Source organism: Arthrobacter paludis, assembly GCF_056782315.1.
This window is the reverse complement of record NZ_JBXAEW010000007.1, coordinates 67,454-86,954: the sequence shown is the minus strand read 5'-3', so window position 1 is coordinate 86,954 and position 19,501 is coordinate 67,454. Positions and strand designations below refer to the sequence as shown.

At 75.1% G+C, this 19,501-nt stretch carries 14 protein-coding genes; 7 read left to right on the top strand and 7 right to left on the bottom strand.

What is annotated here, in order from left to right:
- Nucleotides 1-272: 272 nt before the first annotated feature.
- The 3 genes from AC1Q5D_RS07610 (at nucleotide 273) to AC1Q5D_RS07600 (ending at nucleotide 2,632) form a co-directional block, all read left to right on the top strand.
- On the top strand, nucleotides 273-629 hold the full coding sequence (locus AC1Q5D_RS07610) for a nuclear transport factor 2 family protein (RefSeq protein WP_481737977.1): 357 nt from the start codon (nucleotides 273-275) through the stop codon (nucleotides 627-629).
- A gap of 67 nt (nucleotides 630-696) precedes the next feature.
- On the top strand, nucleotides 697-1,794 hold the full coding sequence (locus tag AC1Q5D_RS07605; protein ID WP_481737976.1) for a pyridoxal-phosphate-dependent aminotransferase family protein: 1,098 nt from the start codon (nucleotides 697-699) through the stop codon (nucleotides 1,792-1,794).
- A gap of 55 nt (nucleotides 1,795-1,849) precedes the next feature.
- Nucleotides 1,850-2,632 carry a TY-Chap2 family putative peptide chaperone gene (locus AC1Q5D_RS07600; RefSeq protein ID WP_481737975.1) on the top strand — a complete coding sequence of 261 codons (783 nt, stop codon included), beginning with the start codon at nucleotides 1,850-1,852 and terminating at the stop codon, nucleotides 2,630-2,632.
- A 96-nt stretch (nucleotides 2,633-2,728) separates the two neighbouring features.
- Here the strand turns inward: AC1Q5D_RS07600 and AC1Q5D_RS07595 are convergent, their stop codons facing one another.
- The 6 genes from AC1Q5D_RS07595 to AC1Q5D_RS07570 all read right to left on the bottom strand — a co-directional run bounded on the left by AC1Q5D_RS07595 (nucleotide 2,729) and on the right by AC1Q5D_RS07570 (nucleotide 13,154).
- Nucleotides 2,729-5,923, bottom strand: a complete 3,195-nt coding sequence (locus AC1Q5D_RS07595; protein WP_481737974.1) for a UvrD-helicase domain-containing protein — start codon at nucleotides 5,921-5,923, stop codon at nucleotides 2,729-2,731.
- On the bottom strand, nucleotides 5,920-8,715 hold the full coding sequence (locus AC1Q5D_RS07590; protein WP_481737973.1) for a PD-(D/E)XK nuclease family protein: 2,796 nt from the start codon (nucleotides 8,713-8,715) through the stop codon (nucleotides 5,920-5,922). Before AC1Q5D_RS07590 ends, AC1Q5D_RS07595 begins: the two co-directional genes overlap by 4 nt.
- A gap of 108 nt (nucleotides 8,716-8,823) precedes the next feature.
- Nucleotides 8,824-9,927: an NAD(P)-binding domain-containing protein gene (locus tag AC1Q5D_RS07585; RefSeq protein ID WP_481737972.1), complete on the bottom strand. Its 1,104-nt coding sequence runs from the start codon at nucleotides 9,925-9,927 to the stop codon at nucleotides 8,824-8,826.
- A 111-nt stretch (nucleotides 9,928-10,038) separates the two neighbouring features.
- Entirely contained in the window at nucleotides 10,039-10,488 is a 450-nt protein-coding gene (locus tag AC1Q5D_RS07580) for a hypothetical protein (RefSeq protein ID WP_481737971.1), read from the bottom strand.
- A 114-nt stretch (nucleotides 10,489-10,602) separates the two neighbouring features.
- Nucleotides 10,603-11,178: a hypothetical protein gene (locus AC1Q5D_RS07575; RefSeq protein ID WP_481737970.1), complete on the bottom strand. Its 576-nt coding sequence runs from the start codon at nucleotides 11,176-11,178 to the stop codon at nucleotides 10,603-10,605.
- A 2-nt stretch (nucleotides 11,179-11,180) separates the two neighbouring features.
- Nucleotides 11,181-13,154 carry a primary-amine oxidase gene (locus AC1Q5D_RS07570; RefSeq protein ID WP_481737969.1) on the bottom strand — a complete coding sequence of 658 codons (1,974 nt, stop codon included), beginning with the start codon at nucleotides 13,152-13,154 and terminating at the stop codon, nucleotides 11,181-11,183.
- A gap of 197 nt (nucleotides 13,155-13,351) precedes the next feature.
- Here AC1Q5D_RS07570 and AC1Q5D_RS07565 point away from each other — a divergent pair, with 197 nt between their 5' ends.
- From AC1Q5D_RS07565 to AC1Q5D_RS07550, 4 genes are all read left to right on the top strand, one after another.
- Nucleotides 13,352-13,966, top strand: a complete 615-nt coding sequence (locus AC1Q5D_RS07565) for a TetR/AcrR family transcriptional regulator (protein ID WP_481737968.1) — start codon at nucleotides 13,352-13,354, stop codon at nucleotides 13,964-13,966.
- A gap of 76 nt (nucleotides 13,967-14,042) precedes the next feature.
- The gene (locus AC1Q5D_RS07560) at nucleotides 14,043-14,984 is read left to right on the top strand and encodes an AraC-like ligand-binding domain-containing protein (RefSeq protein WP_481737967.1); all 942 of its coding nucleotides are present in this window, start codon (nucleotides 14,043-14,045) and stop codon (nucleotides 14,982-14,984) included.
- Nucleotides 14,985-15,391: 407 nt separating this feature from the next.
- A complete protein-coding gene (locus AC1Q5D_RS07555; protein WP_481737966.1) occupies nucleotides 15,392-16,876 on the top strand; it encodes an APC family permease in 1,485 nt (494 codons plus the stop codon).
- A 213-nt stretch (nucleotides 16,877-17,089) separates the two neighbouring features.
- Nucleotides 17,090-18,529 carry an aldehyde dehydrogenase family protein gene (locus tag AC1Q5D_RS07550; protein ID WP_481737965.1) on the top strand — a complete coding sequence of 480 codons (1,440 nt, stop codon included), beginning with the start codon at nucleotides 17,090-17,092 and terminating at the stop codon, nucleotides 18,527-18,529.
- A gap of 289 nt (nucleotides 18,530-18,818) precedes the next feature.
- Here the strand turns inward: AC1Q5D_RS07550 and AC1Q5D_RS07545 are convergent, their stop codons facing one another.
- Nucleotides 18,819-19,439 (bottom strand): TetR/AcrR family transcriptional regulator, encoded by a 621-nt coding sequence (locus AC1Q5D_RS07545; RefSeq protein ID WP_481737964.1) that lies wholly within the window; start codon nucleotides 19,437-19,439, stop codon nucleotides 18,819-18,821.
- Between the last annotated feature and the right edge of the window lie 62 nt (nucleotides 19,440-19,501).

Here is a 19,501-nt window from a genome sequence, read left to right as displayed (position 1 = left end):
TCTTTTCCTACACCCCCCCCGACCGTGCGCCTCCCCCCCCGTGCGGCCTCCTCCCCCCCCCCCCCCCCCCCCCGGGCCCCGGAACACGGGCGGCGGACCACGCGAACGGTGGTCCGCCGCCTGTTCCCTTTTAACCGTGGCGGGGGCGGCCCCGCGCGGACCGGGTCCCGCCGGGGCTCCCGTGCCCCGTCCGGCGGGAGCCGGGCCCGGGGCTTCCCCGGGGGCCGCACCCTGTGGTGGGGTGGGCCAACGACGAATGGAAGGAGCGCGCCATGTCCGCACAGAAATCGGCCGTCGAGGCCTACGTGGAGGGGTTCCGCCGTCTGGACCGGGACATGATCCTGGACCGCGTCCACGAGGACGTCATCTGGGTGATCCACGGCCACAAGGAACTGGTCGGCAAGGAGGAGTTCGCCGGGGAGATCACGAACGACGTCACGCCCGGCCGGCCCGAACTGACCGTGCGCCGCCTCGTCGAGGAGGACAACATCGTCGTGGCCGAGGGAACCGGCCGCGTCGGCCTCGCGGAGGGCGGCGACCTGGAGTTCACGTTCTGCGACGTCTTCACGTTCACCGACGGGCTCATCTCGCGGCTCGAGTCCTACCAGGTCAACCTGACGGAGGGCTGACGCCCCGGGCACGGGGCGCGGCTAGGGTGGAGCGGAAAGGCCCCGCCGTCGAAGGAGAACGCGCACCATGTCCCAGCCCGTGCCCAGCCGCCACCTGTTCGGCCCCGGACCGTCCAACCCGTACCCGGAGGCGACCGCGGCGCTGGGCCTGCCGCTGCTCGGCCACCTCGACCCCGAGTTCATCGCCCGCATGGACCGGGCGTGCGAGGGGCTGTGCACGCTGTGGGGGACGAGGAACGCCCGCACGCTGCCCCTGAGCGCCACCGGGTCGGCCGGCATGGAGGCGGCCTTCGTCAACACGCTCCGCCCCGGCGACACCGCCGTCGTCGCCGTCAACGGGCTCTTCGGCGAGCGGATGTGCGACGTCGCCGCGCGCACCGGCGCCGACGTCGTGCGCGTCGACCACGAGTACGGCACGCCGGTCGACGCGGAGCGCGTCGCCGCCGCGCACCCGAACCCCACCGTGATCGCGGCCGTCCACGCCGAGACCAGCACGGGCGTCGTCTCCGACATCGCCGCCCTCGGCGCCGTCAAGGGCGACGCCCTGCTCGTCGCCGACTGCGTGACCTCGCTCGGCGGCATGCCCGTCCTCGCCGACGAGTGGGGCATCGACGTCGGCTACTCGGGCACGCAGAAGTGCCTCGGCGTCGCACCCGGACTCGCCCCGTTCACCATCTCCGACCGCGCCTACGGGCGCCGCGTCGAGAAGCCGCAGTCCTGGTACCTGGACCTCGGCCTGCTCGGCGGGTACGCCACCGGCACGGGCGGCGGGCAGCGCACCTACCACCACACCGCCCCCGTGGCCATGGTCGCGAGCCTCGAGGCCGGCATCGGCCGGGTCCTCGCGGAGGGACTGGAGAACGTGTACGCGCGGCACGAGGCGGCCGGCCGGGCGCTGCAGGACGGCCTCGAGGAGATGGGGCTGAAGCTCTTCGCCGCCGAGGGGCACCGCCTGGCGCAGCTGACCACCGTGCACGTGCCCGACGGCGTGGACTCCGCCGCGGTGCGGCGCTTCCTCCTCGAGCGCTACGACCTCGAGATCGGCGGCGGCGTCGGCGCGTACGCGAACACGGTCTGGCGCATCGGGCTCATGGGGCCCAACGCGACCCCCGCCTCCGTCGCCCTGATCCTCGGGGCGCTGCGGGACGCGCTGGACCGCGCCTAGGCTCCCCGGCTTCCGGGGTCTGGCCGCGGCGGGGTGGGGGGTGCAGGATGGGTCCATGGACGACGACGGCGCCACCGGAACGCAAACGACCCCCAGGATCGACTTCCCCCTCGTCGCGGCCCGGAGCTGGGCCCTCGCGACGGAGCTGTGCCGGCGGCACGCCGGACTGGTCGTCCACGAGCGGCGCGGCCCCGAGATCCCGTGCGACTCCCTCGCCGTGTACCGGCAGGGCGGGACGCGCCCCGTCGTGGACCTGAACCGGGCGGGGGCCATCCGCGTCCCGGGGCCGCCCGCCGAGGACGGGGAGGACGGGACGCCCGCCGTCGACCCCGACGCGGGGGCCGGCGCCGGGCTGTCCGGCCCGGAGGCCAGGACGCTGGAGTTGGTCTGGCCCGAGGCGTTCGCCCGTTCGGCGGCGGCCACCGTCGCGCTGGTCGAGGAGGCCGCCGGCCTGGCCGAGCCTCCCCGCCGGTTGCGCACCGCCGGCCACCTGCTGACGTACCGGCTCGTGGCGTGCGTGCTGGCCGCCACCCAGGATGCGGGCCGTCCGTGGTCGGCCCGCGCGGCGGCCGCCGTCGGGGACGCCGCCGAGGCCAGGCACCTGTTCACCGGGTTCCGCGGGGCCGAACGGGCCCGCGCCGACTCGGCGCCCGGCCCCGAGGGGGCCTACGGGTTCTGGAGCCTGCTGCACGACGGCGAGGCCCAGGTCCTGTTGGACCAGAACGCCACGCTCTACCGGCGCGACGCGGAACCCGAGGACCTGCACCACCGCTACGAGGCGGCGGGCCGCAGCGTCTGGGCGCTCGCCGCGGGCCTGTTCGGCCGCCACCTCGGCTAGGGCGCCCGGCAGCGGGGGGACCGGGGCGGGACCGCCGCACGCCACGCCGCCGGTGCGCGCGGCGGCCGCGGCGTCCGGTGCGGGCGGAGCGGGTCCCTAGGCCGGCGCCGGGGCGCCGACGGAGTAGACCTCCCCGCGGGCGGGCAGGTGCACGAGCCGCCCGACGACCGGCCGGCCGGTCGCGTCCTCCACGGCCCGCGCATACAGGTCCAGCTGGCCGACGTAGTGCTCGCGGATGTGACCCACCGGGTCGCGGCCCGGGTAGGACTTGTGGTCGACGACGATGAACCCGTCCGCCGTTTCGACGAGCAGGTCGATCCAGCCCTCCATCGTCTGCGAGTCCGCGTTGAACCAGCCGATCGCCGCCTCCGTGTGCAGGCGCGCGCCGGGGTGCTCGGCGAGCAGGTGGGCGTCCAGCCGGCGCCCGGCCTCGACCAGCGTCTCCGGCCCCACGAGCCGCTCCACGCCCCACCGGGCCAGGACGGTCCCGGCCAGGCGCAGGCGGGTCGGCTCGTCCAGGGCGGCGTACCCGGTGCCGAGGTAGGCGTGGATGGCGGAGCCGACGCGGTCCCACCCGGCCGCCCCGGCCGGGATCAGCGGCTGGCCGAGCGTCGCGGCCAGCTCGATCCGCACGCCGGCGCCGGCGCCCACCTGTTCCGCGCTCGCCCGGACGCGGGCCGGTGCGTAGCTCGCGGGCCCGCCGTGGGAGGGGTCAGTGTGGGCCCGCGCCGCCGGTCGGGGAGCGGCGGGGCCGCCGTCGTCGGCCGCGTACTCGCCCACGCGCGCCGGCAGCGGCCGGCCGCCGAGCACGAGCCCGCCGTCCTGCCAGGCGGCCAGGTCCGGCACGCCCAGGGCGTTGAGGCCCTTCGGCGCCCCGCCGGGCGCGGCCAGGACGAGGTGCCGGCGCGGCCGCGTCAGCCCCACGTAGAACAGGCGGGCGAGGTCGGCCGTGTGCCGGGCGAGGGACTCCTGGTCCTCGGGGCAGCCGGCGAGGTGCTTCACGAGCAGCTGGGAGCCGAACGGGTTGGGCCAGTAGCGGATCCAGCGCCCGGCCAGCGGCTTCGCGACGTCGAACTCCTCCGCCTTCTGCACGTGTGCCCCGAACACGCCCGAGCGCGGTTCCGTGTCCAGGGACGAGGCGACGACGGCGTCCCACTCCAGCCCCTTGGCCTTGTGGTAGGTCAGGACGTTGACGACGTCGCCGCCCGCGTTCTCCGCGCCCGTGGCCTCGTCGGCGGCCAGGAACGCGAGCGCCCCGCGCAGGGTCCCGGGCCGGCGCCGCGCCCGGCAGGTCTCGTAGTAGCGGTCCAGGGCGCCGCGCAGCAGGTCGAGCGTGCGCAGCCGGGACGCCGGGTCGGTCCACCCCTTGATGAGGTCCACGACGCCGAGCGCCGCGACGACCTCCTCGAGGACCTCCGTCGGCGTGCAGCGTCCGGCGGCGTCGCGGACCCGGTGCAGGCCCTCGAGGACGGGATCGGCGGCCCACCGGGCGTGCGTGTCCGCCGGGTCCGCCCCGGAGAGGAGCTCAGCCTGCCACGCGGAGTGCGCCGCGTGGCCCGGCAGCAGCGCGACGAGCTCGGCCAGGGCCACGGTGTCCCGCGGGTTCGCGACCCACGCCATGCCGGCGCGGACCAGCTGCGCCTCCCGTGCCCCGAGCAGCCCCTCGCCGGGGACGGACGAGCGGACGCCGAGCGCCTCGAGGGCGTCCGCCACCGCGCGGGCCTCGGCGTTCGTGCGCACCAGGACGGCCGTCCGGCCCGCGGGCACGGGCCCGCCGGGCAGCGTCCCGTCCGCGAGCAGCTCCCGCACGCCGGCGGCGAGGCAGGCGTGCGCGTCCGGCTTCGTCCGGCCCTGCAGCGTCCAGGCGTGCAGCGAGCCGTCCGTCGCGCCGGCACGCTGCGGGGGCAGGGACACCTCGACGTCCTCGGGGGCGAGGCCGAGGGTGCCGAAGACCGGGGCGAACGCCGCGTTGGTCGCGTCGAGCACCTGCTGGTGGCTGCGCCACGAGTGCCGCAGCCGCTCCACGGACGGGGCGGCGGCGACGACGGCGGCCATGAGTTCCGGGTCCGTGCCGCGGAAGGAGTAGATGGCCTGCTTGGGGTCGCCGACCCAGACCGCCTCGCCGGCCAGCTCCGACATGGTCAGGAACAGGCGCAGCTGCAGCGGGCTCGTGTCCTGGAACTCGTCGACGACGAGGAAGCGCACGCGCTGGCGGAAGGACTCCCGGAAGCCCGGGTTCTCCTGCAGCGCCCGCGCGACCAGCGTCTCCTGGTCCGTGAAGTCCAGCAGCCCGTGTCCGCGCTTGAACTCGGCGAACCCCTCGAGGCAGTCGGCCGCGCACTCGAACGCCAGCAGGATCAGGGCCTCCAGGTCCCCGTGGAGGGGCGCCGCCCCGAGCAGGCCGCCGTCGTCGTCGTCGTCCGCGTCCATCGCCTCCGCCAGCGGGGCGTGCAGCTTGTTCAGCCACGCCGGGGCGCCCGAGAGGGAGGCCAGGCTGCGCCACGTGTCCCACGGCAGCTCCGCGGCGTCGGCGCGCAGCACCCGGTCGAGGACCTGGCGGACCTCGGGGACGGCCTTCTTGAAGTTCTTGGCCTGCGTGTTCAGCGGCTTGCCGTCCGGGTCCGTCCCGGAGGCGAGGGCCGCTTCGAGGTCCAGCGAGAACTGGCGGGCCAGGTGCCGCCACTGCGGTCGGGGGTCCCCGGCGGAGGGGCCGGGCAGCCGGGCGGCGAGCGCGTCCCACGAGCGGTGCGCCTGCGCCCGCAGCTGGTCCGGCTCGATCATGTTGGCGCGGGCCTCGCCGCAGATCCGGCGCACCTGCTCCTGCCAGCCGCCGTCGTCCCCGCCCAGGCGCCCGAGCAGGGCCGCGTGCCGCCCCGCGTAGTCCGCCAGGGTGTCGTCGACCGCGATCGCGAAGAGCCCGGCCTGCTCCTCCTCGGCGATGGTCTCCAGCTCGGGGGAGAGGCCCAGGTCGATGGCGAACTCGCGCAGCAGCGCGTCGCAGACGCCGTTCACGGTCCCGATGAGGGAGGCCGGCAGGCCCTGGGCCGCCTCGCGCATCAGGCGGGCCTCCTCCGGGTTCCCGTCGGCCTCGTGCCCCGCGGCGGTGTCCAGCAGCCGGGCGGCGATGCGCTCCTTGAGCTCGCCCGCCGCCTTGCGCGTGAACGTGGTCGCCAGCACCGCGTCGACCGGCAGCCCGTCCGCCAGCCGGCGCGCAATCCGCTCCGTGATGGTGAACGTCTTGCCGGTGCCGGCGCTGGCCGTGATCATCGTGGTCGCGTCGAGCCCGCTCACGAGTAGTCCCCCTTCAGTCCGCAGAGCCGCTGCAGGTCGCAGAACCGGCACGGGTCCCCGCCGTGGAAGCGCCCGGCCGCCCGCAACTCGGCCACGAGCCGGCCGCGCTGGGCCTCCTCCTTCTCCCCGGACGCGGCCCGTTCCGCGGCGCGCACGAGTGGGTCCGCCCCGATGTCCCCGGCCGCGACCGCCGCCAGCCGCTCCGCCGCCGTCGCCATCGCGTGCTCCCACAGCCCGCCCGCGTCCGCCGGCTCCTCGACGGCCGGTCCGAACACCGGGTCCGCCGTCGCGAACTCGCCCTGCTTGAGCAGGAAGTAGGCGGTGCGCGGGCCGCCTCCCGGTCGCGGGACCCCACCGGCCGGGGCGTCCGCACCGCCGGGGGCGCCGCCGTCGTCCCCGGGGACGGCCGCGGCGCCCTCCGCGGCGCCCTCCCCGGACGCGGCCGCCTGGGCCAGCGCCCACTGGTAGAGGGCGAGCTGGACGGCGGTGCCCTCCTCGATGGCGCGGCGGTAGTACCTGCTGGAGTTGGTCCATTTGAGGTCGACGACGACGGTGCGGTCCTCCTCGTCGCGGCCGACCACGTCCGCGAATCCCCGCAGGGTCGTCTCGACCTGCCGCCCGCCCAGATCCAGCTCGAGCGGCACCTCGAACTCCTGCTCGCTGGCCGTGAACCGGATGCCGGCCCGCTGCAGCGCGGCGAAGAACAGCACCGTGTTCCGCGCGATGGTCGCCCGCACGGCCGACCGCTGGGCGGCGCGGCCCGGCAGCAGCAGCTCGGAGGCGTGGATGGGCAGGATCCGGTCGACGACCGCCTCGACCTCCGCCTCGGTCGGGACGGCGCGGTGCGCGGCGGCGAGCTGCCCGTGGACGAGCTCGACGACCTTGTGGGCCAGCAGGCCCAGGAGCCGGTTGCCCTCCGGCGGGGCGTCCTCGCTGGGGACCCGGAGCCGGCCGAGCTTCTCCAGCGCCCACGCCAGCGAGCAGCCGAGCAGCGTCGAGAGCTGCGTGTGCGAGAGCGGCTTCAGGTCGAGCGGGCCCGAGCGCGGGGCGCTGAGCGTGGGCGCGGGGCGGACGACGGCGGCGCCCGGGACGGGCTCGAGCCGCGCGGACCGGCCGGCCAGACGCCACTCGGGTCCGGCCAGGTCGTGCGCGCGGACCGTGCGCGCGGCGAGGCGGTCGCCGACGGGTTCGTCCCCGGGGAGTTCGGCGGCGAGCGCCTCGAGCAGCGGGTTGCCCTCGACCGGTTCCCCGTTCAGCGTCAGCGGGCGGACCACCAGCAGGGAGCCGGCGCGGCGGGCCCCGGCGAGCGTCTGGTCAACGGCCAGGCGGGCCGTGTCCGCGGGATCGGGCAGGTGGGTGCCGGCGGCGGCCAGGGCCGCGACGTCCGAGGGGTCGAAGCGCCGCGGCGCGGGCACGGTGGCCTGGTCGAAGCCCCACCACAGCACGCCGTCGGCCGGGGCGGCCAGCTGGTCGAGCCGCTCCAGCCGCGTCCACGGGGCCGCCTCCGGGAAGGCGAGCGGGCTGCGCGCCCCGGAGGCCGTCAGCGCGGCCAGCCGGCGGACCTCCTGGCGCGTGGCCTCCGGGGTGGCGGCGAGGAGGCCCTGCAGTTCCCGGAGCTCGTCCAGGGTGCGTTGCAGTTCGGGGTGCCTGAAGCGGCGGTCCCGCAGGCGGGCCTCCAGCCACCCGGTCGCCTCGATGAGCGCCGCCGTCGGTGCGGGCTCGTGCGCCGGAAACAGGCCGCGGTGGAAGAGCCGGTCCACGTCGGCGGCCAGCTGCGGGTCCGGCTCCTCCAGCCCCGGGTGGTGCCCGGTGTCGTCGCCCTGGGCGATGTCGGCCAGGGCCGCGTGCCACGCGTCCCCGCCGAGGCCCGGCTCGTCGGCCAGGGCGGCCAGCAGGCGACGGCCGGCGGGCCGGCGCACGGGGGAGATCGGCAGGGCCAGCAGCTCGCCGAGCAGGGCCACGTCCGCCGGGCTCCAGAGGGTCTCGAGGAACAGGGGGACGATCTGGTCCTGGGGGTGCCACGGCGAGCGTTCCGAGACGCCGAGCCGGGGCAGGCCCAGCCGGGCCAGCGCGTGGTCGAGCACCGCCGTCGGGGCGCTCGCGGCGACCGCCGTCGTCGGCTCCGCGCCCGCCCCCGCGGCGGGCGGCGTCGCCCGGCCGGCCGCCCCGGCGGCGAGCCACCGGGCGGCGTGCTCGGCGGCCTCCCACTCCGTGTCCGCCTCCAGGACGGTCAGTTCCGGCAGGGGCCCCGTGGGGGCCGGGGCCTCGGTGATGGCGGCCCCGCCGGCCTCGAGCCGGTCGAGGATCTCGCGCCAGATCGCGGGGAACGCGGCACGGGCGTGGCGCAGGACGACCTCGCCGATCCCGAGCGGGAAGTCGCCGGGCAGCAGGCCGCGCAGCTCGCGCACGTCGTCGGCGAGGGACGGTTCGAGCTCCCCGGGCGCGGCCTCGGCGGCGGCGAGCGTGGCCAGCCGGTCCGAGGCGCCGGGCGGGGCCGTTCCGTCCCAGCCGTGGGAGACGAGCAGGTCCCGGTCGGCCAGCAGCTTGCGGGCCGTGGCCCAGGGATCGACGGAGAGCGAGCCGTGCACCCACGCGCCGGGGGAGTCCACGCGCTGCAACCGCAGCAGGTACTGGCCGATCCGGTGGGTGTGCGTGGTCTCCGGCCGGGTGAGGCCCAGGCGCGTCTGGAGCAGGCGCGCCATGGTGAGCGGCCCGGCCGTGACCTCGTTCAGCCGCGACTGGCGGGCGACCCACGGGGCGCGGTCGGAGAGCATGCCGAAGTGGATGCGCATGAACGCGACCCCCTGTCCTGGTCCACTCGCTGTGCGGCGCCGCCGTCCCTCGCGGCGCCGGCGCGGTCCGCGGCCGCTTCCCGGCGGGAACCGGCCACGTCTTGAATCCTAGGGGGCGCGGGTGACGCTTTGGCGCACGGGTGGCTCAGGCGGCGGGGACCAGCGATTCGAGGCGGCGCACGGCGGCGACGGCGGCGGCGCGTCCGGCCCGCGTGGCCCCGAGCGTGGACGCCGAGGGCCCGTAGCCGGCCAAGAGCACGCGGGGGTCCTTGAGCACCTGGACGCCGCCGTCGGTCCTGACGCCGCCGTCGGGCTCCCGCAGCCGCAGCGGGGCCAGGTGGTCCAGCACGGGACGGAGCCGGTGGCCCACAGGACGGCGTCCGCCGCGACGCGGGTCCCGTCGCGGAGCAGGACACCGCCGGGTTCCAGCGCCGCCAGGGGGCCGGCGGAGACCAGCGTGCCGTCCGCGATGCCGCGGCGGTACTCGGGGGTGAGGGGCAGGCCGGTGTCGGAGACGATGCTGGCGGGGAGCTTCCCGGCGGCGGTGTGCGCCGCAACGCTGCGCTCGACCTGCTGGCCCCACTCGGTGTCGAACGGCCGGTCCGTGAACTGCGGCGGGCGGCGGGTGGACCAGGTCGTGGTCGCGCCGGCGTCGCGCAGCTGCAGCAGGAACTGCACGGCCGACGTGCCGCCGCCGACCACGACGACGTGCTGTCCGCGGAACTCGTCGGCGGACCGGAAGTCGCGGGTGTGCAGCTGGCGGCCCCGGAACGCCTCGCGGCCCGGATAGTGCGGCCAGTAGGGGCGGTCCCACGTGCCGGTCGCGTTGATCAGCACCAGCGCCTCCCAGGCGCCGGCGTCCGTCACCACGCGCAGCGGACCCTCCGGGGCGTCGGACTCGACCCGGCGGACGGCGGCCGGGCGGATCACGGGCAGGTCGAAGCGCTGCTCGTACTCGCCGTAGTAGCGGGTGACGACGGCGGAGGCCGGCTCGCGCGGGTCCGGCGTGCCGAGGCGCAGGCCCGGCAGGTCGTGGATGCCGTGGGCGCCGCCGAACGTCAGGGACGGCCAGCGGTGCCGCCAGGCCCCGCCCGGCCCGTCGTTCGCGTCGAGGACCACGAAGTCGGTCCGCGGCTCCAGGCCCAGCCGGACCAGGTGGCGGGCGGCCGCCAAGCCGGCCTGTCCGGCGCCGATGACGATGGCCTGCAGCATGGTCCGTATCCTCCCGGGGTCGTGGCGGTCATCCGGCACAATGGATATTGACGCTTCAACATTCCCGGGGCTGGGCACGGAGGGGGGTGGCGGCCGGCGGACCCGTCGCGCCTAGCGGACCGGGCCCTGCGGGCGGGTCGGCGGCTCGGGGTCGTGCGTCGGGGCCGGCGGGGCGCCGGTCGGGTTGCGCGGACGCTCGGGCGCGGCCGGCGGCGTCGAACCCAGGTCCATGCCGCGGCCGTAGCCGCCGTCCAGCAGGATGCGCTCGCCGGCGGCGTCGACGGTGGAGGCGAGCCGGTACAGCCCGATCAGGGCCATGACGGCGCCGACGATGCTCACGACGAGCCCGAGAACGAACACGATCCCGCCGCCGGCGAGCATCCCCCCGGTCGGGTCCCCGCCCTGGGCGGCCGGGCCGAGGCCCATCATCATCGTGTAGGACGACGCCGCGGCCGCCATGCCCACCACCGAGCCGATGGACATCAGCAGCGGTCCCACGATGGCGGCCAGCGCGATCCCGATGACGAGGAGCTTCGCGGATGGTTTCGGAGTGCGTTGCACGGGTTTCCCCTTTGCTCTCGGCGGCCGCCGGGTCCGGCGGACACGGCCCAGCGTAGGGGCGGGCCGCGGGCGATCCTAGGTCTCGTGGCGGCGCCCGTCCGCAGCGGTGGAGCCTCAGGCGTTCCGCGGGGCGGCGGGCACCGGGCGCAGCGCCCACGCCGCGGCCCACGCGACCGCGAGCTCGAGGCCCATCGCGGCGAGCATCAGCCCGGCCGCCCCGTGGCCGGATCCGCCGGCGGCGCCCGGGCCCGCCGCGCCGTGCCCGGCGTGCCCGGAACCGATGCCGGGCACGCCCAGCAGCCAGGCCGCGTGGAACAGCGCCATCGCCAGGGCCATGCCCCACAGCCAGCGCAGCGCGTGGGCGGTGGGCCGGCGCCAGGACTTCGCGGCGCATCCGGTGCAGGCCACGGCCATCGTGCCGACGGCCGCGGTGGCGAGGGCGCCGCCGTCGTGCGCGCCCAGCAGCGCCAGGTGCCCGGCGGCACCGAGGGCGGCCAGCGCGGCCGCCGCCTTGGCCGCGCGGGGCCGGGCCGCCGCGCCGGGGCAGGACGCCCCGCCGCGGCCCGCGACCGGCCCGGTGGCCCGGCGGGCCGCTTCCCGGCGGGCCGCCACCCGCGGCGGGCGGGAGGACGTGCGGCCGCCGCTTCGCACGATGGGGGTCGTCGCGGCGGCCGCGGCTGGCGCGCCCATGGCTACCGGTGGCAGTGCTTGCCGGGGGCCGGGGCGGGGACGTCGAGCACGGGCGAGCGGTCGAAGAACCCCTCGGGCCGCAGCTTGAAGCCGACGGTGTCGACCGGCATGATCGGCCAGTCCTCCGGGCGCGGGAAGTGCGTCAGGCCGAACGTGTGCCAGACGACCAGGTCCTCGCCGTCGAGCGGCCGGTCCGCCTGCACCCACTCGGGCAGGCCCGCCCCGCCGGAGTGCTGGTTGACGAAGTCGCCGGTCGGGTAGCGCTGCGCCTCGTCGAACCGGGTGACCCAGAGGGCCTTGGACGCGAACGTGGCGCGGCGGTGGATGGAGGAGTCCTCGGCGGCGAGCAGCGTCGGCTGGCCCTGCGGGTGCAGCTTGTACGCGACGTCGTGGCCCAGGCGGTTCTGCTTCGCCGGGTTGGAGACGACCCAGGCGCGGCCGACGGACGGGTCGGCGTCGCGGGCGGCCTGCGCCTCGGAGGCCAGGACGGTGCGCTTGCGCGTGAATGCGTTGCCGCGCGGGTTCTCGGCCGAGACCGGCACGCGGACGGCGTCCTCCTCCTCGACGCGGCCGGGGCCGCCGTCGAGCGCGAAGTCCAGGCGCGCCCCGAACAGGTGCTGGTGGTACGGGGCGCCCAGGCCCGGCGCCATCTCGGACGCGTACGGGTAGTCCCCGCCGGGGTGCGCGCTGGTGAACACGACGCCGGTGGCCTTGGCCTCGAACTCGATGGTGCCGTCGAGGTAGAGATACCAGTAGAAGCCGTAGTCGTAGTTGCCGATTGTCGTGAAGAAGCTGATCACGAGGCGGCGGTTGCGGCGGGTGTAGTTCACGCCGCTCCACAGGTCGGAGTGCTTGGAGAGGATCGAGTGGTCCTCCTCGTGCATGCAGATGCCGTTCGCGATGGTGCGGGCGTTGCCGCGGGCATCGGAGACGGTGGGGGAGATGTAGTGGATCTCGCCCAGGCAGTCGCAGCCGAGCTCCAGCGAGTTGGCGTACTGGCCGACCAGGTACTCGCCGGTGTCGAAGTAGTTCTGCCAGCTGCGCACGGGGGAGGGGTCGCCGTAGGGGACCACCATCTCGGCGATCGAGGCCCGGTTGAGGATGCGCCGGGTGGCGCCGCCGTCCTCGAACCCGATGTTGTAGAGGACCAGGCCCTCGCGGACGTCGAAGCCCACGTCCAGGCTCCAGCGCTCCCACTCGACGTGGTTGCCGCCGGTGACCGTGAAGCTCGGGCCCTCTGGCTGGGTGATCTCGATCGGCTTCTGCGTGGTGCGGATCGGTCCGGTCAGCTCCGGGTCCGTGTAGTTGCCGTGCTCGGCCGGGACGGGCACGACGCCGAGGTCCAGCACCTGGTCCACCGTGTGGTTCGTGACGTCGACGTACGCGACGAGGCCGTCGACCGGGTGGGCCCAGGCCGAGTCCTCCGGGTGGTCCTGAACGAAGGCCAGCCCGCGCAGGATGCGGCGGCCCTTCTCCTCCGGGTACTCGAAGACGCCCGCGGACAGCGGGGCGACGCGGACCTTCTCGACCTCCAGGCCGCGCTTCTCGAGGGCTGCCAGCCACTCCGGGTGGGTGGAGAGGATCCGCTCGACGACCTCGAACTCCTCCTCCAGGACGGGCAGCTCGCCGGTGACGGAGGTGTCGAGCTCCGTGTTGGAGAGCACCTCGGCCGTGGCGGCCGAGACGACGACGTCGCGCGGCGGGGCGCCGGCGGTGTCGAGCAGGAAGACGCGGAAGCGCCGGTCCGTCTCGGCGTCCGACGCGGTCCCGCGCTCCGGGTCCACGAGACCGAGGTAGGCGATGCGCGCGGTCTCCGGGAAGAGGTCCGCGGCCTCGAGGGCCTCGCGGACCGCGGTGATCTCGCCGGGCGTGGCGAGCGAGTAGGCGGTGGGGACGACGGCGGCGCCCTCCGGGGCCTCCGCGACGGCGGTGGTGGCGCCGGCCGTCTCGTGGGTTGGCTCGTGGCAGGTGCTCATGGCTGGCCTTCCTGGTCGGGGTGGAACGCGTGGGGCTCGGGGTGGGGTGCGGGCGGTCCGCCGGGTGTCCGGTGGTCCCGGGCGGCCGCCGGAGTGACCGGGGCCGCAGGGTCCTGTGATCCGAACCACGTTTATTTTCTATGTGTGTAGAGAATACGTACGACCTAGGATCGTGGCAAGACCCGGAAAGGAACCCCGTGCCGAAGATCGTCGACCATGCCGCCCGGCGCCGCGAACTCGTCGAGGCGACGTGGCGGATCATCGCCCGCCTCGGGCTCGAGCGCGCCACCCTGCGGGAGGTTGCGGCCGAGGCCGGCTTCGCCAATGGGGCCCTCAAGCCGTATTTCCCCACGAAGGCCGAGCTCGTCCAGGCCACGTTCGAGTACGTCTTCGGCAGGACGAACGCGCGCGTCGCCGTCGCCGTCGACGGCGCCACCGGCCTCGCGGCGCTGCGGGCCTTCGCGCTCGAGGTCCTGCCCCTGGACGAGGACCGCCGCGACGAGGCGCGCGTCGTGCTGCCGTTCTGGCAGGCCGCGATCCACGACGCCGCGCAGGCCGGCACGAACTCGGCCGCGATGCTCGAGTGGCGGCGCTCGGTGCGCGGCTGGCTGCGCCAGGCCCGGGATGCGGGCGAGCTTCCGGCGGGCTTCCCGGTGGACGCGGTGGGCGAGGCGTTCCTGACGTTCCTGTTGGGGGCGCAGGTGGTGGCCGTGCTCGATGCGGACTTCAATACGCCCGACGCGCTCGAGGCGCAGCTGGACGTCCAGCTTGACCTGTTCCGCCAATTCTCGACGGTCGGAGAAAAAACGTGACATCCGGCGGCGGCGGGCGTACATTGACAACCGTGTGACTCGAGTCACGCGCCCGTCGTTGTCCGGAGGTCCCGCCGTGTACCAGCTCCACCATGCCGACTCGTTCGCCGCGTGGCGCCGCCTCGTGTCGAACTCCTTCGTGCCGCTCGAGGCCGAGCCGGTCCGGCCCGGTCCCTTCTCCGGCAGCATCGGCGGCGGGCACCTGGCGGACGTCGGCCTGATGCGGGTCTCCGCCAGCGCGCACACGGTCGAGCGCACCCCGGCGCTGGTCGCCGGGCAGGACCGGCCGTTCTACAAGCTCAACGTCCAGGTCGCCGGGCGCGGGCTCCTGATCCAGGACGGGCGCGAAACCGTCCTCGCCCCGGGCGACCTGGCCATCTACGACACGCAGCGGCCCTACACGCTGACGTACGACGAGGACTTCTCCACGCTGGTGCTGATGTTCCCGCAGCAGATGCTCGGACTCTCGGCCGAGGACGTGGCGGAGCTGACCGCGGTCCGGATGGGGTCCACCCACCGGCTCGGCCAGGCCGTGGCCCCGTTCCTGCGGCAGGTCGCGGAGATGCTGCCCACCGTCGACGGGGCGATCGGCCACCGGCTGGCCATGAACACGGTCGACCTGCTCTCCACGATGCTCGCGGACGAGATCGGCAGCCGCGGCGCCGCCGAGGACCTCGGGCAGGCCCGGCAGCTGCGCCGGATCCAGCACTTCATCGACGCCCAGCTGGCCGACCCGTCGCTCTCGCCCGGCGCCGTCGCCTCCGCGCACTTCATGTCCACGCGCAGCCTGCACAAGCTCTTCGCCGAGAGCGGGAACACCGTCGCCGGCTGGATCCGCGAGCGCCGCCTCGAGAACTGCCGCCGCGACCTCGCCGACCCCCTCCAGGCCCACGTCCCGGTCGGCGCGATCGGCGCCCGCTGGGGCCTGCCCGACGCCGCGCACTTCAGCCGCGTCTTCCGCGCCGCGTACGGCTGCTCGCCGGTCCAGTACCGCCGCTCCGCGACCCAGGCCGCCTGACCCCCGCGGTCGGGGACGGCTGGGGCACCTCCCTGGTCCCGCCCTCGGGGTCCCGCCCCCGCGGTTGGGGGACGGCCGGGACACATCGCGTCGTCGCGCCGGTTTCCCGCCCCCGTGGTTGGGGACGGCCGGGACACATCCGCCTCGCACTCGCGGCTCGGTCCGGCGTGTCGCCCGGCGTGTCGCCGTGTGTGCCGCCCGCGGTCCATCCCATGTGTCCCAGCCGTCCCCGGGTGGCCGGACCAGTCGAGGGGGTGGCCGCCCCATGTGTCCCAGCCGTCCCCGGGGCCGGGCAGGAGGACGCCATCCCGGGCGCGGGAAGACAACCGGATGGCGCGGAAATCATAGAGCTGCGGGTGTGACGACGGGCACGCTGGAGGTATCCCGTTCAGGAGGATCCACACACCATGGCAACCACCACCAACACCGGCCTGCCGCACGCGGGCCTCGGGGCCCGCCGCATCGGCGTCCCGGCCCTCGTCTTCATGATCATCGCCGCGTCGGCCCCGCTGACCGTCGTCGCGGGCGGCGTCACCGCGAACTACGCGGTCACCGGGCTGCTGGGCATCCCGCTGTCCTTCATCGTCCTGGGCGCCGTGCTGTTGGTCTTCGCGGTCGGCTACACCGCGATGAGCCGCTACGTGCACAACGCCGGCGCGTTCTACGCCTACATCGCCCGCGGCCTGGGCAAGCCCGCGGGCATCGGCTCGGCCTGGGTCGCGCTCGTGTCCTACAACGCCATGCAGGTCGGCATCTACGGCATGTTCGGCTTCGCGGCCTCCTCGTTCCTGGAGACCACGTTCGCGCTCGTCGTGCCGTGGTGGGCCACCGCCCTGGTCGGCTGGGTGATTGTGGGCCTGCTGGGCATCAACACGGTCGACCTCTCTGCCAAGGTCCTCGGCGCGATCGTCGCCCTCGAGTTCCTCGTCGTCATCGTCTACGACGCCATGGCCATCGGAGCGGCCCCCGAGGGCGTGACCGCCACGTCGCTGGAGCCGTCCAGCCTCTTCACCGCGGGCGTCGGCGCCGCCCTGGCGTTCAGCATCGCCGCGTTCATGGGCTTCGAGTCCGGCGCCATCTACAACGAGGAGGTCAAGGACCCGCGCACCACGGCCCGCCGCGCCACCCTGATCGCCGTCGCCGTCATCGCCGGCTTCTACGCCCTGTCCGCCTGGGCCGTCGCGGTCGGCGAGGGCGACTCCGCCGTCGTCTCCCGCTCCGCCGAGCTCGGCCCCGGCGTCGTGTTCGAGGTCCTCGCCGCGAACGGCCCGATCTGGTTCGTCCACCTGGCCAACGTCCTCTTCATCACCAGCCTGCTCGCCGCGCTCGTCGCGTTCCACAACGTCGTCGCCCGCTACCTGTTCGCGCTCGGCCGCGAGGGCGTCCTGCCGCCGTGGCTCTCCCGCACCAACCCGCGCACGCAGGCCCCCGCCGCCGGCTCGGCCGTCCAGTCCGGGCTCGCGCTCGTGCTGATCGCCGTGTTCGCCGTCGCCGGCACCGGGCACGAGTACGGGCCCCTGTTCCCGGTCCTGACCCTGTTCACCTGGCTGACGAACACCGGCGCGTTCGGGCTCGTCCTGCTCATGGCGCTGACCAGCTTCGCCGTCATCGGCTTCTTCCGCCGCCACCCGCACGGCGAGGGCCCCTGGACGAACACCGTCGCCCCCGTCGCGGCCGGCGTCGCGCTGACGGCCCTGTTCGCCGTCATCGTCGCGAACTTCAACGTCCTGATCGGCCTCGAGGGAGCCGGCGTCCTCTCGTGGCTGCTGCCGGCGGTCGTCGTCGTCCCCGGCCTGATCGCCCTGGGGTGGGCGCACCGCCTGCACTCCAAGAACCCGGGCCTGTACGCGCGGGTCGGCGAGGGCGGCGAACTCGACGACACCGACGGCTAGGGGAGGACGACGGCGGGGCGCCGCCGTCGTCCCCTTCCCGGGCCGCGGCACCCGCCGCCGCCCTCCGCCGACGCATCCCGCGTGCGCGAATCGTCAAGCGCCCGGCACGCACGGCCTAGCCGCGGGGGCCCGGCCCGCGCCAAGCTGGAATCAAGCCCCCCGGCCCGCAACCACCATCAGCTGCCCAACCCACCGACCCGCGAGGAGTACCCCGTGACCACGGAAACCCAGAGCACCCAGTCCACGTTCGCCTCCGCGGCGGACCTGCTCGCCGCCATCCAGCCGGCCTCCGGCGGGCGCGAGATCACCGACCCGGCCACCGGCGAGACCGTCGGCCGCGTCGCCGAGCCGGGCGTCGCCGAGCTCGACGCCGCCGTCGCCGCCGCCAAGGCCGCGCAGCCGTCCTGGGCCGCCCGCGGAGACGCCGCTCGCCGCGAGCTGCTGAACCAGGCCGCCGACGCCGTCGAGGCCAACGCCGAGGCCCTGGCCGAGCTGCTCTCCCGCGAGCAGGGCAAGCCGCTCAACGGCCCGAACGCGCGCTTCGAGGTCGGTGCGTGCGTCGCGTGGCTGCGCGCCACGGCCTCCTTCGAGCTGGAGCCGGAGACCATCGTCGAGGAGGACGGCACGCACGCCCAGCTCTTCTACCGCCCGCTCGGCGTCGTCGGGGCGATCGGCCCGTGGAACTGGCCGATGATGATCAGCGTCTGGCAGCTGGCCCCGTCGCTGCGCATGGGCAACACGGTCGTCATGAAGCCGTCCGAGTACACGCCGCTGTCCGTGCTGGCCCTGGCCGAGGTCCTCAACTCGGCGCTCCCGGCCGACGTGCTGGCCGTGGTTCCCGGCGGCCGCGACGTGGGCGAGCGGCTGGCGGCGCACGAGGACATCGCAAAGGTGATGTTCACCGGCTCCACCGCCACCGGCAAGGCGATCATCCGCTCCTCGGCCGACACCGTGAAGCGCCTGACCCTCGAGCTCGGCGGCAACGACGCCGGAATCGTGCTGCCGGACGCGGACCCGAAGGCGATCGCCGAGGGCCTGTTCTGGGGCGCGTTCATCAACACCGGCCAGACCTGCGCGGCCCTGAAGCGCCTGTACGTGCACGAGGACATCTACGACGACGTCGTCTCCTCGCTCTCCGAGGTCGCCCAGGCGATGCCGATGGGCGTGGGCCTGGACGAGAACAACGTGCTCGGCCCGCTGCAGAACAAGGCCCAGTACGACATCGTGGACCGCCTGGTGCAGGCCGCGAAGGACTCCGGCGCCCGCGTCGTCGTCGGCGGCGACCCGGAGGAGGGGCAGAAGGGCTACTTCTACCCGACGACCCTCGTCGCCGACATCGACAACGACAACCCGCTGGTGGCCGAGGAGCAGTTCGGCCCGGCCCTGCCGATCATCAAGTACTCGTCCGTGGACGAGGCCGTGGAGATGGCCAACGGCCTGGACGTGGGCCTCGGCGCCTCCGTCTGGTCCGCTGACGCGGACGCCGCCCGCGAGGTCGCGGCCCGCATCGAGGCCGGCACCGTGTGGATCAACAAGCACGGCACCGTCGATCCGCGCGTGCCGTTCGGCGGCGCCAAGCAGTCCGGCTACGGGCTGGAGTTCGGCGTCGAGGGCCTCAAGCAGCTGGGCACGCCGCAGATCATCAACGGCTAGCCTCCGCTCCCTGACCCCCGTCCCGGCCGGAGGGCCTCCGGCGCCGGCGGGACGGATCCCCCCCAAAAAAACGCTGCGCATCCGACACATCGCTGTCGGATGCGCAGCGTTTTGTCTGATCCGGCGCACTTTTTTCGGAGGGCGCACTTTGTCGGGGCGCGGCGTGGGTGGGGGCTGGGGTGCGGGGCGTGGACGACGGCGGGGTCGGGCGGTGGGGCGCGGACGACGGCCGGGTCGGACGACGGCGGGGTCGGACGACGGCGGGGCCGGGCGGCGGCGCCGGGAGCGGCTACGCCCGGCGGGCCGGGTCCAGCATGCACAGGAGCGAGTCCACGAGGGCCTCGACCATGACCCACGAGCGCTCCTCGTCGGGGTCGGCCAGGTGCTGCATGCTGATGCCGTCGATCGCCGCGACGGTGAAGCGGGCGGCGGTCTCCGCGTCCATCGCCAGTTCGATGCCCGAGGCGGCGGCGCCGGCCCGGAAGACGGCACTGGTCGAGCGGATCCACGCGGCGTACATGCCGCGATTGGTCTCGAGCGCCTTCTCCTGCTCCTGCGGATCCTTGAGCCGCTGCGAGCGGAGGAGCAGCTCGAACGTCGTGACCTGCTCGTGCGGGGCGGCCAGCATGCGCCTCCAGATCCGGCGCATGTGCTCCCCGACGGCCTCCTCGAGCCCGGCGCCCTCCGGCAGCGGGGAGAGCTCGCGCACGTAGTCGCGGCTGAGGTGGTTGTAGACCTCGGCGAGCAGGTCGTCCTTGCTCCGGAAGCAGTAGTGGAGGGCGGCCAGGGGCGCCTGGGCCTCCTCGGCGATGCGCCGGGTCGTCGCCGCGCCGGCGCCCTCGCGGGCGATCACCCGCGCGGCCGCCTCGACGAACTGCCTGCTGCGGTCCTCCACGGACACCCGTGCCATGGGCCCTCCATTCGATGTGCGTACCCATCCTAGGACACCACCAAAAAAAGTTAGTCGCAAGA

Coding starts and splice junctions, on each gene's coding strand:
- AC1Q5D_RS07600 (WP_481737975.1), top strand. CDS start 1,850: ATGGACGACGACGGCGCCACCGGAACGCAAACGACCCCCAGGATCGAC.
- AC1Q5D_RS07585 (WP_481737972.1), bottom strand. CDS start 9,927: ATGCTGCAGGCCATCGTCATCGGCGCCGGACAGGCCGGCTTGGCGGCC.
- AC1Q5D_RS07605 (WP_481737976.1), top strand. CDS start 697: ATGTCCCAGCCCGTGCCCAGCCGCCACCTGTTCGGCCCCGGACCGTCC.
- AC1Q5D_RS07570 (WP_481737969.1), bottom strand. CDS start 13,154: ATGAGCACCTGCCACGAGCCAACCCACGAGACGGCCGGCGCCACCACC.
- AC1Q5D_RS07610 (WP_481737977.1), top strand. CDS start 273: ATGTCCGCACAGAAATCGGCCGTCGAGGCCTACGTGGAGGGGTTCCGC.
- AC1Q5D_RS07555 (WP_481737966.1), top strand. CDS start 15,392: ATGGCAACCACCACCAACACCGGCCTGCCGCACGCGGGCCTCGGGGCC.
- AC1Q5D_RS07590 (WP_481737973.1), bottom strand. CDS start 8,715: ATGCGCATCCACTTCGGCATGCTCTCCGACCGCGCCCCGTGGGTCGCC.
- AC1Q5D_RS07545 (WP_481737964.1), bottom strand. CDS start 19,439: ATGGCACGGGTGTCCGTGGAGGACCGCAGCAGGCAGTTCGTCGAGGCG.
- AC1Q5D_RS07575 (WP_481737970.1), bottom strand. CDS start 11,178: ATGGGCGCGCCAGCCGCGGCCGCCGCGACGACCCCCATCGTGCGAAGC.